Here is a 13,860-nt window from a genome sequence, read left to right on the forward strand (position 1 = left end):
GATGTCGATGGGCTCGCCCGTACAGGGCCACGATCAGGGACAACGCCGCCGCGGGGGCGAATATTCCGTCACCGCGGTCTGGTCGCGCCTCAGGTGCCGACACCCGTGCGCGGCGGTCGCGCAATCGTGAAAGAGCCCTCGTAGCCGGCCCGAGCCTCCGCTCGAACTTCGGCCACCTGGTCGGGCACCATGGCGGCGAAGAGTCGATCCCGCATCGCCTGCGGCAGAAGTTCCGCCATCCGCGTGAGCGGTCCGATGTAGGCGGGCACGGTGATCTCGAACCGCGGGCGGTCCACAGCGGCGACGACGGCCGGCATGACGGCGGTGACTTCGACCCCGCTGCCGCGCAGCTCTGTGCGCACAGCCTTGAGGTAGCCGAGCACCCCGTGTTTGGTCGCCGCATAGGTCGCCTCACCGGGAGTGGGCAGGATCGAGGCGGCCGAGGCGACGGTGATGAGGTGCCCGCGACGCGCACGGCGCATGGCCGGCGCAGCGGCCTTGATGCCGTTGATGACTCCGAGCAGATTGACACTCAGTTGGGCGCGAGCCGCCGATTCCGGTTCCTCCTCGAAAGACCCCACCCACATCAGACCGGCATTGTTGACGAGAACGTCGACCGGACCGAGATCTTGGCGGACGGCGTCGAGGAAGTCGGCGAACGATTCGGCGTCGGTGACGTCGAGTCCATACGCGTGCAGCCCAGGCTCCTCGGCGGCCTCCCGCGCGGCCGCACGATCCGTATCGCCGATGGCTACTTGAGCGCCTGAGGCGGCGAAACGGCGGGCGATCGCCTGCCCGATCCCATGTGCCCCACCGGTGACGGCCACCACCGCTCTGTGCGAGGTTCCAGAACCGATCATGCGGCAACCGCTCCCCTTCTCATCTCCCGTTCCATCTCCCACAGGTAGTGGTCGAAGTCGACTTCCATCGTGTGGCGGGGCGAACTGTAGAACTGCTTCTTGTTCCGCCGGTCGTCCTTGGCCATCTGTGCGAACATGTCTCGCCGGCTCGGCAGCTCGCAGTGACCGAGGATGACCTTCGCAGCCAGCTTCGCCTGTATCTCCGACAGGGGCATGACGGCCCCGACCGGTTGGAGCAGACCGATGAAGAGCAGCCCCGGATGATCCGGGTGGACCATCCTCTTCCACAACGGCAGGTCGTTGTTCTCGACATCGACGACCGAGGATGAGAGGAAGGGGAATGACACCCTGTAACCAGTGGCCCAGACGATGAGGTCTGCCGGTGATGCAGTGCCGTCGGTGAATACGACTCGATCGGATTCGAGCCGTTCGATGCCGGGACGCACCGTGATCGCTTCTGCCTTGAGCCGCTTACGGATGGTGTCGGATTGAACCGGGTGGGACTGGCCCGGCTTATGGGAAGGAGTCGGCAGTCCGTACTTTCTCAATCTGCCGGACAGAAGTGCACCGAGACGCAGCCGCGCAGACGTCATACACCATGGAGCCCATCCCGGCAGGATGATCTGATCGGCGGCCATTCCGAGGACCGTCTTCTTCATCACCCACTGGCCGCGCCGGATCGACAGGTCGACGCTGCGCGCCCGGTACGATCCTTCGACCGCGATGTCCATGGCCGAATTGCCGGCCCCGACCACGACCACATCGCGTCCGTCGAGCTGATCGCCGCTTCGATAGTCGTGGGCGTGGATTTGGTCACCGTCGAAGTGACCCGGATATGCGGGGTCGGGCCAACGGGCGTCCCAATGGTGCCCATTGGCGACCATCACGTAATCATAATGCCGGGTTTCGAAACCGGACTCCGACACGATGTCGACGTCCCAACCGCCACGACGGCCTGGACGGACGTCTGTGGCCTCAGTGTTGAAGGTGATCGTGTGACCGAATCCGAAGTGCTCTACATAGTCGCGGAAGTAGGCGAAGACCTGATCGTGGCTGGCGTAGTGCGGGTAGTGCTCGGGCATCGGGAAGTCCGAGAACGCCATGCGGGGGCATGAGGTATTGATCTGCAGGGTCTCGTAGCAGGCGCTGGTGCCGTTGGGATTGTCGAAGAGCCAGGTTCCGCCGATCTCACTGCCCTTCTCGAAGCAGTCGAAGGGGATGGCCGAGGTGTAGAGGGTCTTCGCGGCCGCGATGCCCGAGGACCCTGCTCCGATGATGCAGACCTTCGGCAGGGAGGGATCCGGATCGATGGCAGCGGTGACTGCCGGTGCGCGACTGCTCTGTCGAATTATGTAAGCCATGCCACACAGTATTGCATTGAAAATCTGAATTTTCACTATAATGAAGTGGTGGATTCCGTACCGCCTCTCAATCCGACCCCGCACCGTTGGCACGGCACGCTGCGCGCAGAACGCGATTCGGCCCGGCGGACACGTCTGCTCGAAGCGGCCCTCGAGCTGTACGGAACCGATGGCTTCCGCCGGACCAGTGTGCAGGCGCTGTGCCAGGAATCCGGCGTCTCCAGCCGTTCGTTCTACGAGCTCTTCTCCACTCAGGAGGACGTGCTCGAACAGCTCTACATCGAACTGAATGCCGAAATCACCACCGCTCTCGCTCAGCCCCGGGTCGCCGAGGGGTCCACTCTGTTCGATGCCGCGTCGCAGATCGTCAGCGCGGCTCTGAGCCCGATGCTCAGAGACGAACGCAAAGCCCGTGTCCTCGAAGTCGAGTCCGTCGGGATCAGTGAGTCCATGGAGGAGCGCAGGCGCTCAACGATGCGTCTGATCGCCGATTCGGTTCGCGGTGCCTTCACCGACCTCGCAGCATCCTACGCCTTGGACGCTCCTGCCCTCTCCCCTGCGGAATCCGGCGATGACCTGACCGGCCTGATCGTCGTCGGCGGAATCACCGAGGCGCTCGTGCAGAGAGTCGGAACCCCGTCCGAATCCCGCTGTGCGACCTCAGACTTCCTCGGCTCCATCGCGGAGGTGGTCCTGCGCGCGCATGGAATCCCCGACCGGCAGTTCCACGCTCTCCCGTCCTGAGGACCCTCTCCCCGCCTGAGGATCGGCGGACGGCAACGGGTCTCCGCTCAGGTGCACGTTCCCGGCGATCCTCATTTGAGGAGTCGGTCCATACGCCGATCGGACAGTTTCCTCCCGCCAGTCTGGCAGTGCGGGCAGTACTGGAGCGATCGGTCGGCGAAGGACACCTCGGCGATCGTGGTCCCGCACACCGGACATCCCCTGCCCGCGCGGCCGTGGACGGAGAATCCGCGCTTCTTCGCGGCTTTGACCTTCCCCGGCGGCAGGCCGCTGAGCGCCTGCCGGGCGGTGGTGAGGACTGCCCTGATGGCATCGAGCAGAGTGTCTGCGTCGACGGTCTTCGCCGTCGCGAACGGGGAGAGCTTCGCGGCATGGAGGATCTCGTCGGAGTAGGCATTGCCGATGCCTGCGATGATTCGCTGATCCTCGATGACGGTCTTGATCCTCGAGGTCGACTCCGCCAGGCCGGCAGCGAGTTCCTCGACCGTGATGGACAGCGCGTCGGGGCCGAGTGCCGCCACTGCTGCGACCTCCGAGCGGTCGTGGACCAGCGACACTGCGGCGTTCTTCTTCGATCCCTGCTCGACAAGGTCGAAAGCGGCTCCCGAGGCCAGACTCACCCGCATGCCCAACGGCCCTCTGCCCATCCTGATCGGACTGGTCGGGGCCGCATCGTGCCAGTTCAGCCAGCCCATGCGTGCGAACCGGCAGACGAGTTCGAGGCCGTCGAATCCGATGATGAGCATCCGCCCGGCGCGGCCGACTTCTGTGATCTCCAGACCGGCGAGCGCCTCGAGGTCCGGTTCGACGGTCTTGAGCAGACTGAGTTCGGCGATGTCGGCGCGGGTGACGAAGTCGCCGGTCAGGCGCGGACGCAGGAACTCCACCAGGGAGTCGACCTCGGGCAGTTCCGGCATGAGTCCATTATGCCCTCCGGTTGCACGGCGCACCAGGGACGACGGGTCTTGAGAACCCCGCGGTCCGGGTCTAGCGTGGACGGACACGGTCGATCTGCCACGGTCGTCGACGGATCGGCCAGAACCCTGCCGAAGGAGGCTGACGATGCCCGAGAATGTTGCCCAGAAACTCATCAGATCGCATCTCGAGTCCGGGGAGTTCGCACCCGGCAATGAGCTCGGGCTCCGCATCGACCAGACCCTGACCCAGGATGCGACGGGGACCCTGGTCATGCTCGAGCTCGAGGCCCTGGGTCTCGACCGGATCCGCACCGACCTGTCTGTGCAGTATGTCGATCACAACCTTCTGCAGACCGATGAGAAGAACCCTGAGGACCACGAGTTCCTCCAATCGGCCGCCCAGCGATTCGGGCTGTGGTTCTCAGCCGCCGGCAACGGCGTCTCCCACCCTGTCCACCAGTCGCGGTTCGGCAAACCGGGTGCGACGCTCATCGGCTCCGATTCGCACACCTGCGCGGCCGGAGCTCTGGGGATGCTGGCCATCGGCGTCGGCGGCCTCGAGATCGCCATGGCCATGGCAGGTGAGCCCCTCTACATCGCCGCCCCGCAGGTGATGGGCGTCGAACTCACCGGTGAGATGCCGGACTGGGTCTCGGCCAAGGACGTCATCCTCGAGATGCTGCGCCGGCACGGAGTCAAGGGCGGGGCCGGCAAGATCATCGAATACCACGGGGAGGGTCTCAAGCACCTCACGGCCATGGACCGACACGTGATCGCGAACATGGGCGCCGAACTCGGCGCCACCGCCACGGTCTTCCCCGCCGATGACGCGGTCCGCGACTACCTCGAAGCCAGCGACCGCGGGGAGGACTTCACCCGACTGGTCGCCGACGACGGGGCCGAGTACGACCTCACCGATTCGATCGATCTGTCCGAGCTCGAACCGCTCATCGCCGCCCCATCGTCGCCGGGCAATGTCACCCCCGTGCGCGAGGTCGCCGGTGAGGATGTGTTCCAGGTCGTCGTCGGCTCCTCGGCCAATCCCGGGCTGCGCGACTTCGCCGTGGTGGCCGAGACTCTGGGCGAACGCCAGATCCACCCGCAGATCTCACTCGACATCAACCCGACCTCCCGCGAGGTCCTGGCCGACCTCATCTCGGGCGGCTGGCTGACATCGCTGGTGGGCTCGGGGGCGCGGATCCACCAGTCCGGCTGCATGGGCTGCATCGGCATGGGTCAGGCCCCAGCCGTGGGGCGCAACAGTCTGCGCACCATGCCAAGGAACTTCCCCGGCCGCTCCGGCACCGATGAGGACTCCGTCTGGCTGTGCTCTCCGGAGACCGCGGCCGCGGCGGCGCTGACCGGTCGGATCACCGATCCCCGCGACCTCGACATGGACTACCCGAAGGTGCGGCTGCCGGAGAAGTTCTCGGCCAACCGCAAGATGCTCATGCCCCCGCTTGAGCCCGAGGAGGCGCGGAAGGTCGAACTGGTCAAGGGTGAGAACATCTCGACCCTGCCGGAGTTCGAACCGCTGCCGGATGACATCGACCTCGAGGTCCTGCTCAAGGTCGGCGACAATGTCTCCACCGACGAGATCATGCCCGCCGGTTCGCGCGTCCTGCCGTACCGGTCGAACATTCCGAAGATCTCCGAGTTCGTCTACATCCAGGTCGACGACACCTACGCCACCCGTGCGGTGGAGCACGAGGGCGGTCATGCCATCGTCGGCGGTGAGAACTACGGGCAGGGTTCGTCGCGTGAGCACGCGGTCATCGCTCCCCGCTACCTCGGGCTGCGAGTGGTCGTGGCGAAGTCCTTGGCGAGGATCCATTGGCAGAACCTCGCGAACTTCGGTGTCCTCGCCCTCGAGTTCACCGATGACTCGGGCTATGAGGACCTGTCCCAAGGGGATGTGCTCGCCTTCCGCGGGCTGCGTGATGAGCTGGCCGAGGGCAGGACCGTCACCGCCGAGGTGGACGGTCGGACCTTCGAATTCCGCCACGGTCTCTCGCCCCGGCAGGTCGAGATGGTCCTGGCCGGAGGACGCATCGCCCAGCGCGCCGAGCACGAAGCCCAGACCTCCTGAGTCTCAGACCGACTGACGGCGGCCCTGCAGCCATGTGGCTGCAGGGCCGCCGTCGGTGATGTGCGGCCTCAGCGCACCCCGGCCATGAGCTTGACGATGGGCTTGCGGAAGGCGAAGAGCAGGAGTCCGACGACGATGGAGACAGCCCCGATCGTGAGGAAGTAGGGGACCTCGTTGTCGGTGGAGTAGAAGACGGCCAGGGAACCGGAGGCCGCGGTGCCCAATGCCACCGAGAGGAAGAACAGGGCCACCATCTGCGAGTGGAAGGCCTGCGGCGCCAGCTTGGTCGCCAACGATTGGCCCACGGGTGAGAGGCAGAGCTCGGCCATCGTGAACAGGAAGTACACGAGGACCATGACGATGAACGGCACGGAGTTGGCACCCCCGCCGGCGAGCGGAATGAAGATGAAGAAGGCGATGCCCATGACGACCGTGCCGATCGCGAACTTCACCGGAGTCACCGGCTGCCGGTCACCGAGCTTGGTCCACATCGCAGCGAACACCGCTGCGAAGATGATGATGAAGGCCGGGTTGATCGACTGGACGACGCTCGGAGGGAGTTCGAGTCCGAGGATCGTGCGGTCCAGACGCTGGTCCGCGTAGATCGCGAGCACGGTGAACTGCTGCTGGAACAGTGACCAGAACACGGCGGAGCCGATGAACAGCGGGATGAAGGAGATGACCCGGCTGCGTTCGGTGGCGGTGATCCGCTTCGAGGTCCCGATCACGATGAACAGGACCACCGCCGCGATGAGCGTGACGATGACGACGACGTCCGAGAGGTTCTCGGCAGTGAGGATGCCCAGCATGGTCGCCCCGATGATGATGAGGACGCCCAGGGCGCCGATGAGGGACCAGCGGGTCGCTTCACGCCGCGACAGCGGATTCGTCGGCTTGCTGCTCTCTTCGGTGACGGTGTGGCGGCGCATGAGCATGTACTGCACGAGCCCGATGGCCATGAGCACGGCTGCCAGTCCGAAGCCCCAATGGAATCCCTTCCATCCCCAGACCGCTGAGGTCAGCAGGGGGCCGATGAGACCGCCGATGTTGACGCCCATGTAGTAGATGGAGAATGCGGCGTCCCGCCGGTTGTCCTTGAGATCGTAGAGGTCGCCGAGAGTGGCTGAGGTGGTGACCTTGAGCGACCCGGAGCCCACAGCGATGCAGACCAGCCCGATGCCGAGGCCGAGGCCTCCCGGCAGCAGCGACAGGGCCAGATGGCCGATCATGACCACCGCCGCCGAGGTGATCACCGTCTTCTCCGAACCGAGGATGCGGTCGGCGACCCAGCCTCCGAGGACCGAGGAGAGATAGACCAATCCGCCGTAGGCACCGACGATGGACGTTGCCACCGCTTCGGACATGCCCAGGCCGCCGTCCGTGGCGGAGTAGTAGATGTAGTAGGCCAGCAGGCCCTGCATCCCGTAGAAGCTGAACCGCTCCCACATCTCGACCCCGGCGAGATTCGCCAGGCCCCATGGATGGCCGAAGAAACTGCGTGTCTTCGTGATGGACGTCGGTTCGCTCTTCAGTTCTGAATGTGGCACTCGCTCATCTTAGGACTGTCGAAGCGATCATGCATCTTCGGTCGTGAGCCGGCCGCCGGACGGATCCTCGCGCGTCTTCGCAGAGGACTCACAGGTCTTGCCGACAACGCAGACTGCGGCCCGGACACCTCTTGCGAGGCATCCGGGCCGCAGTCTGGATATCGGCGGGTTCGCCGGGCTCAGGACCGGAAGAGGTCGATCAGCCCTTCACCCTGGCCTCGATGGCCTGACCCACCTCTTCGTCGATGTTCTTCCAGTACTGGATCGCATTGGACAGCACCGGCTCCTCGACACCATCGGAGAGTCCGCCGACGACGGTCTCGATGAGACCCTGGCGCTCCTCCTCGGTGTAGACCTCGCGGACCAGCGTGTGCGCCTGACCGAAGTCGTCGTCCTCGGCGTGCAGGCTGTAGGCGCTGCGGACGAGCTCACCGTCGGCCTCCCAGCTGTTGTCGATCGCGCCCTGCGTCTCCTCGTAGGAGCGTCCGTACGAGTTCGGGGCGTAGACCGGAGCATTGCCCGAGTGGTGGTACTGCATCTGGCCTTCCTTGTCATACGAATTCGTCTTCGTGACAGGGGCGTTGACCGGCAGCTGGTTGAAGTTCGTGCCGATCCGGTTGCGCTGGGCATCCGGGTAGGAGAACACGCGTCCGAGCAGCATCTTGTCCGGCGAGATCCCGGTGCCGGGCACCATGTTCGACGGGCTGAATGCTGCCTGCTCGATCTGTGCGAAGTGGTTCGAGGGGTTCTCGTTGAGCGTGAACTTGCCGACCTTGATCAGCGGGTAGTCCTTCTTCGACCAGGTCTTCGTCAGGTCGAAGGGGTTGAACCGATAGGTCTTCGCTTCTTCGTAGGGCATGATCTGGACGTAGAAGGTCCAGGACGGGTAGTCCCCGCGCTCGATGGCCTCGAACAGGTCGCGACGGTGGACGTCGCCGTCCTCGCCGGCGAGCTGGGCGGCTTCCTCGTTCGACATGTTCTCCACACCCTGATCGGTGTGGAAGTGGTACTGAACCCAGAACTTCTCGCCCTCGGCGTTGATCCACATGTAGGTGTGCGAGGAGTAGCCGTTCATGTTCCGCCAGGACTTGGGCAGTCCGCGCGGTCCCATGAGGTAGGCGACCTGGTGGGCGGATTCGGGCGAGAGCGACCAGAAGTCCCACTGCATGTTGTTGCTGCGCAGACCCGAATCAGGGGTGCGCTTCTGCGAGTGGATGAAATCGGGGAACTTCATCGGATCGCGGACGAAGAACACCGGAGTGTTGTTGCCCACCATGTCGAAGTTGCCCTCTTCGGTGTAGAACTTCAGCGCGAATCCGCGCACATCGCGCCACGAGTCGGGTGAACCGAGTTCACCGGCGACAGTGGAGAAGCGAGCGAGCATCGGGGTCTTCTTGCCCGGCTGCAGGAAGTCGGCCTTCGTGTAGGCCGAGACGTCCTCGGTGACCTCGAGCTGACCGAAGGCACCCGATCCCTTGGCATGCGGGCTGCGCTCGGGCACACGTTCGCGGTCGAACCGGGCGAGCTTCTCGACCAGGGCCACATCGTGGAGCATCAGCGGGCCGTCGGCTCCCACGCTCAGCGAGTGGGCATCGGATTCCCTGGGCGCACCGGACTCGGTCGTCGAGGGCTTGGTGCTGTCGTGCCCGGGGTACTCATGATCTGTATGTTGCGTCATCACATCTCCTAACCACTTGGCTTCGGGCCCTGTGCCGCCGCAGCCGCGCTTCCGCGTAGGACTGCGGCGCCACTTGCCCGATTGATTTGCATTCCCGACCTCGGCAGAACGCTGTCGGTATTGGCTTCAAACTAACCCTATTCTTGAATCATTACAACCAAGGCCACACTGTCTTGATTCCCGAGCAGCGTGTTGATCGGCTCACCCCTGTGCCGAGGAAGCTCCCGAACCGCCGCTGCCGCCGGCGCTCGAATCGCCTCCCGAGCTCGACCCGCCGCCGGCGCCTCCGCCGGAACTCGAACCGCTGCCTGATGCGTCGGAGCCGCCCTGACTTCCGGAGCCGTTCGAGGTGCTCGACGCGCCGGAGCTGTCCGTTCCGTCCGAAGAAGTCGATGAGCTCGCATCGCTCGACGAGGCGTCTGAGCCCTGATCGGTCTGTGCTCCGGTCGAGGTGCCTTCGGACTCGCCCTCACCCGCCGAGGTGGCCCCGCCCTCGCTCGTGCTCGACCCCGTATTCGCGGTGCCCGTGTTCGAGTCGGTGCCCGACTGGGAACCGGAGCCGGAGGAGCCCGAGCCCGATGATCCCTCGCTGCCGCCGTCCGTCTCCTCACCGGATCCGGTGTTCCCGGAAACCGCGCGTGAGATCTGAGACGTGCCCGGGGAGATGTCTGCCCCGGTGACGGACTCGGCCACGACCACGGCGCCGAGTCCGATCCCGAAGGCTGCCACACCGATCGTGACGGGGTAGAGCACACGCTTGCGCCGCAGCTTCTGCCACCACGTCTGTGAGGTCTCTGCCGCGGCGCCGGCCTCATCGACAGCGGCCGGGGCCGTCGCGGCCTCCGTCGCTGCAGTGTCATCGGTCGCCGGTGCGGAGGCGAAGACTGACTCGCTGCGCACACCTTGTGCGGTGCCGGCCTTGGCCCCCTGGCCGCCCTTGGCCATCTGGGCCTTCACTGCGGGTGCCAGCTTGGAGCCGACTTCCTTGATCTTCTCCTTGCCCTTGTCCAGGCTGCGTCCGTAGATCGTCACGGCCAGGCCGGTGATGATGCTGGCGATGCTGGCACCGACGACGGTTCCGGCGACCCCGAGCTGACCGCCGACGACCGACGAGGTCGCGGCGGCTCCGGCGCCGGCGAGCAGTTGGGTCGCCGAGATCCGTCCCTCTGACTTCTTCTCGTCCTCGGGGGACGGGCCGTTCGCCGCTGCGGGAGCGAGGCGGGTGTCGGTCGGGTGTGCGGCCGTCGAGGCGGTGCTCGATGCCTCTCGCACTCCCGCGGGAGTGTCCTGCCGGAGGACCGGGGTGTCCTGCCCAGGCGTCTCACGGCGAATCGGATTCGGCGGCATCACCGGCGTGGTCGCAGGCTGGCCCGGTGCCGAGCTGCGTTCTGTCTCCGTCGCGTCGCGAGAGGCGGCGAGTTCCTCGGTGATCAGCGGAAGGGTCTGCGAATGCCGCTGTGGATTCGCTCTGTCCTCGTGCTCAGCTGCGTTCTTCTGCTTGTCCGACTCTCCGTGTTTCGACGTCAATGATCCTCCCAAAACCAGTGCTTTGACTCAGTATCGTCCGCCAAGTTTCGGGCAGCCTGACCCACCTGGCCCCAGCCTGGGAGAATGCTGATGGACACTGTCATCAGCAAGGGCCCTGACCAGGTGTTTCACCGTCCAGTGTGACCTCGGGGACAGTCGGCTCTCACCATTCCCACAGGAGGGGGACGAGGGGCCGGTCGTGTGACTGGTCCGGCGGGGACGATCGGCGCATCTGCATCGGCCGGGACGGGCGTTGGACTTGCCATGAGAGCTGAGAGGACTAACCTGAGTCCGTGCTGTCCGACGGTCCTTCCGCCGAGGAGCACCGAACTTTCGCATAACAGAGAGGGACGTGCACAGATCTTCTGCGTGTGATTCCAGATCACGGCGGTCTCGCGTCTCTCATGCCCGCCAACGGAAGGTGAAGACGTGTTCGGACCGGACAATGTCCGTCGGCGGTGGCGCCCAGACGAGATCACAGTGACCAGGCCCGATGTCACGAAGCGAGCGATCGGGGCCGCGGCCATCGGCAACATCACAGAATGGTACGACTTCGGCGTCTACGGCTATCTCGCGGTCGTCATCGAGGGGATCTTCCTGCCGAAGGATTCGGGTCCGATCGGCCATGTCATCGTCGCGGGTCTCTTCGCTGTGGCATTCCTTGTCAGGCCGCTCGGAGGCCTGTTCTTCGGTCCGCTGGCCGATAAGATCGGGCGCAACAGAGTGCTCGCGATGACGATGATCCTCATGGCCTCGGGCACCTTCCTCATCGGCGTACTGCCCGACTATGCGACCGTGGGCCTGTGGGCGCCGTTCCTGCTGCTGGGCTGTCGCCTGCTGCAGGGCTTCTCCACCGGCGGCGAGTACAGCAATGCGATGACCTTCATCGCCGAATACGCCCCGGATCGTCGGCGCGGCTTCCTCGGCAGCCTGCTCGAGGTCGGAACCTTCTCCGGCTATGTGCTCGGCGCCCTGTTCGCGACGATCGTCCAGACCGCCTCGACTCCGGAGTTCCTCGCCGCCTGGGGGTGGAGGACCCCCTTCTTCATCGCCCTGCCGCTGGGCTTCGTCGGCGTCTATCTGCGCACGAAGCTCGCCGACACCCCCGCCTACAAGGAGATGGAGAAGCTCGCCGAACAGGACGAGGCGGACCACCGCGCGAAGGGCGAGTTCAAGAACATCTTCCGCCTGTGGCCGAACCTGCTGGCCTGCTGCGGGCTCGTACTGGCATGGAACGTCACGAACTACATGCTCACCTCGTTCATTCCGCTCTACTTCCCGATGGTCGCGGACATCCAGGGCAGCGGCGGGGTCTCGGAGCTGACCTCTCAGATCCTGCAGATCCTCGTCATGGCCTGCTGCCTGGCGCTCATTCCGCTCATCGGCAGGCTCTCGGACAAGGTCGGGCGGAAGGCCGTCGTGCGGGCCGGGTCGATCTCTCTCATCGTGCTGTCGTTCCCGTCCCTGTGGCTCATCCGCGGCCACAACGACATCGTGGTGTTCCTGGGCCTGCTGATCATGGGGCTCAGCCTCATCTGCTTCAGCGCGACGATGCCTTCGACCCTGCCGTCCCTGTTCCCGACGATGGTGCGCGCCGGTGCTCTGGCGATCGCCTTCAACGTCTCGATCTCACTGTTCGGCGGCACCACCTCGGTGGTGATGACATCGCTGATCAACGCCACCGGATTCCTCATGTGGCCGGCGATCTACCTTATCGCCGCCGGGGTCATCGGGCTCATCGCGATCCACTTCGTGCCGGAGAGCAACCGGCGACCGCTGTGGGGATCGACCCCGTCAGCGGCCTCGGAGGAAGAGGCGGAGGAACACGCCGAGGAGCTCAACAGTCAGGTCGAACCCGCCTGAGCCACAGGTTCAGGCGGGTTCGCCCGGCTTCGGGCACGGCCCGGGCTCAGGCTCGGCAGAGGCAGAACGGGTGGCCGGCCGGGTCGAGGAAGACCCGGAACGTCTCTCCGGGCTGTTCGGCGGCCTTGCCCGCACCGATCTCGATCACGGCCGCCTCGGCGGCCTCGAGGTCCTCGACGATCACGTCGAGGTGCATCTGCTGCGGATGATCCTGACTCGGCCAACTGGGCGCATGGTAGTCCTCGACCTGTTGGATGCAGATCGGGGGCCAGGAATCGGAGGTGACCTCGGCCCATGTGCCGTCTTCGTCGATGGCGACCTTCCAGTCGAGGAGCTTTCCGTAGAACTGCCCGAGTTCGGCGGCGTCGGGAGCATCGAGCACGACAACGGGCTGCTTTGCGATAGCCATGCACTCGAGTCTACGCCGTGAGGCGCACAGAGCGAAGGATCCGGCCGAGCGGTACTCGACTGGCTCGCCGCGGCCGGGCGTCGCGTCATCAACGGTCGCGGGGTCTTCGAACTCGAGGTCAGCAAGATCCGTCAGCACGGTGCGCTGACCGGGCACGGCTTCGAGGCGCCGCGGACTGCGGCGGCGTTCGGCAGCCGAGCGCTGGTCGAGGCGGCTCGGGACTTCACTCCGCCGTTCATCACCAAGCACAATCAGGGCGGCAAGGGCCTCGGTGTGCGTCGCTTCGACTCCCATGCCGAGCTCGAGTCCGCAGCCGATGACTTCGGCCCCGGCGGTGCGAACGAACCGATCGACGGCATCAGCCTCATCCAGGAGTACGTGCAACCGGCCCAGCCGTTCATCACCCGCGCCGAGTTCATCGGCGGCCGCTTCCACTATGCGGCCCGCGTCGACATCTCCGACGGCTCCTTCGAACTGTGCCCTGCCGATGCCTGCGAGATCCCACGCACCGAGGCCGAATCCGGTGCCGCAGCCGCCCCGTTCGCCCGGCGCGAGGAGATCACCGCCTCGACCCCGCTCGTCGGCCACCTCGAGGAGCTGTTGAACGATCTGGGGATCGCCATCGCCGGTGTCGAGTTCATCGAGACCGGCGACGGCCGCCGGGTCGTCTACGACATCAACACGAACACGAACTACAACCCCGCCGTCGAAGCCGCCGAACAGCTGGCCGGACGATCACCGGCCGTCGACCGGATCGCGGCTTACGTGGCCGGTCAGCTCGCCGAGGCGGCCCCACAGACCTCGCCCCTCGCCGGATCCGCATCCCGGTGAGCACCGGCGAAGGGAGCGCACTCCCCTAGACTGA

Annotated in this window: 11 protein-coding genes; 4 read left to right on the plus strand and 7 right to left on the minus strand. The window is 65.4% G+C overall.

The genetic code is table 11. The features are described from left to right. Positions 1–89: 89 nt before the first annotated feature. The gene (locus IG171_RS13215) at positions 90–860 is read right to left on the minus strand and encodes an SDR family NAD(P)-dependent oxidoreductase (RefSeq protein WP_212127873.1); all 771 of its coding nucleotides are present in this window, start codon (positions 858–860) and stop codon (positions 90–92) included. Then, positions 857–2,221 (minus strand): NAD(P)-binding domain-containing protein, encoded by a 1,365-nt coding sequence (locus IG171_RS13220; RefSeq protein WP_212127874.1) that lies wholly within the window; start codon positions 2,219–2,221, stop codon positions 857–859. The genes IG171_RS13215 and IG171_RS13220 overlap by 4 nt, the downstream gene beginning before the upstream one ends. Before the next feature lie 48 nt (positions 2,222–2,269). Here IG171_RS13220 and IG171_RS13225 point away from each other — a divergent pair, with 48 nt between their 5' ends. Further along, positions 2,270–2,965, plus strand: a complete 696-nt coding sequence (locus IG171_RS13225) for a TetR/AcrR family transcriptional regulator (RefSeq protein WP_212127875.1) — start codon at positions 2,270–2,272, stop codon at positions 2,963–2,965. 71 nt (positions 2,966–3,036) lie between these two features. Here IG171_RS13225 and IG171_RS13230 read toward each other — a convergent pair whose 3' ends face one another. Beyond that, positions 3,037–3,882 (minus strand): Fpg/Nei family DNA glycosylase, encoded by an 846-nt coding sequence (locus IG171_RS13230; RefSeq protein WP_212127876.1) that lies wholly within the window; start codon positions 3,880–3,882, stop codon positions 3,037–3,039. Between the two features lie 145 nt (positions 3,883–4,027). On the opposite strand from IG171_RS13230, the gene IG171_RS13235 reads away from it, so the two are divergent. Further along, the gene (locus tag IG171_RS13235; protein WP_212127877.1) at positions 4,028–5,971 is read left to right on the plus strand and encodes an aconitate hydratase; all 1,944 of its coding nucleotides are present in this window, start codon (positions 4,028–4,030) and stop codon (positions 5,969–5,971) included. A 68-nt stretch (positions 5,972–6,039) separates the two neighbouring features. Here the strand turns inward: IG171_RS13235 and IG171_RS13240 are convergent, their stop codons facing one another. The 3 genes from IG171_RS13240 to IG171_RS13250 form a co-directional block, all read right to left on the minus strand. Further along, positions 6,040–7,518 (minus strand): peptide MFS transporter, encoded by a 1,479-nt coding sequence (locus IG171_RS13240; RefSeq protein WP_249203688.1) that lies wholly within the window; start codon positions 7,516–7,518, stop codon positions 6,040–6,042. Positions 7,519–7,717: 199 nt separating this feature from the next. Next, a complete protein-coding gene (locus IG171_RS13245; RefSeq protein WP_212127878.1) occupies positions 7,718–9,196 on the minus strand; it encodes a catalase in 1,479 nt (492 codons plus the stop codon). A 201-nt stretch (positions 9,197–9,397) separates the two neighbouring features. Then, positions 9,398–10,723 (minus strand): hypothetical protein, encoded by a 1,326-nt coding sequence (locus tag IG171_RS13250; RefSeq protein WP_212127879.1) that lies wholly within the window; start codon positions 10,721–10,723, stop codon positions 9,398–9,400. Between the two features lie 480 nt (positions 10,724–11,203). Here IG171_RS13250 and IG171_RS13255 point away from each other — a divergent pair, with 480 nt between their 5' ends. Further along, a complete protein-coding gene (locus tag IG171_RS13255) occupies positions 11,204–12,586 on the plus strand; it encodes an MFS transporter (protein ID WP_249203689.1) in 1,383 nt (460 codons plus the stop codon). Between the two features lie 46 nt (positions 12,587–12,632). Here IG171_RS13255 and IG171_RS13260 read toward each other — a convergent pair whose 3' ends face one another. Then, complete coding sequence (locus IG171_RS13260) at positions 12,633–12,995, minus strand: VOC family protein (RefSeq protein WP_212127880.1); 363 nt, start codon at positions 12,993–12,995, stop codon at positions 12,633–12,635. Between the two features lie 273 nt (positions 12,996–13,268). Between IG171_RS13260 and IG171_RS13265 the strand changes: the two genes are divergently transcribed. Continuing rightward, positions 13,269–13,826, plus strand: a complete 558-nt coding sequence (locus IG171_RS13265; RefSeq protein WP_212127881.1) for a hypothetical protein — start codon at positions 13,269–13,271, stop codon at positions 13,824–13,826. Positions 13,827–13,860: the final 34 nt, after the last annotated feature.

The sequence above is a fragment of the Brevibacterium sp. SMBL_HHYL_HB1 genome (genome assembly GCF_018208375.1).
In the GTDB taxonomy this organism is placed as follows: Bacteria; Actinomycetota; Actinomycetes; order Actinomycetales; family Brevibacteriaceae; genus Brevibacterium; species Brevibacterium intestinavium.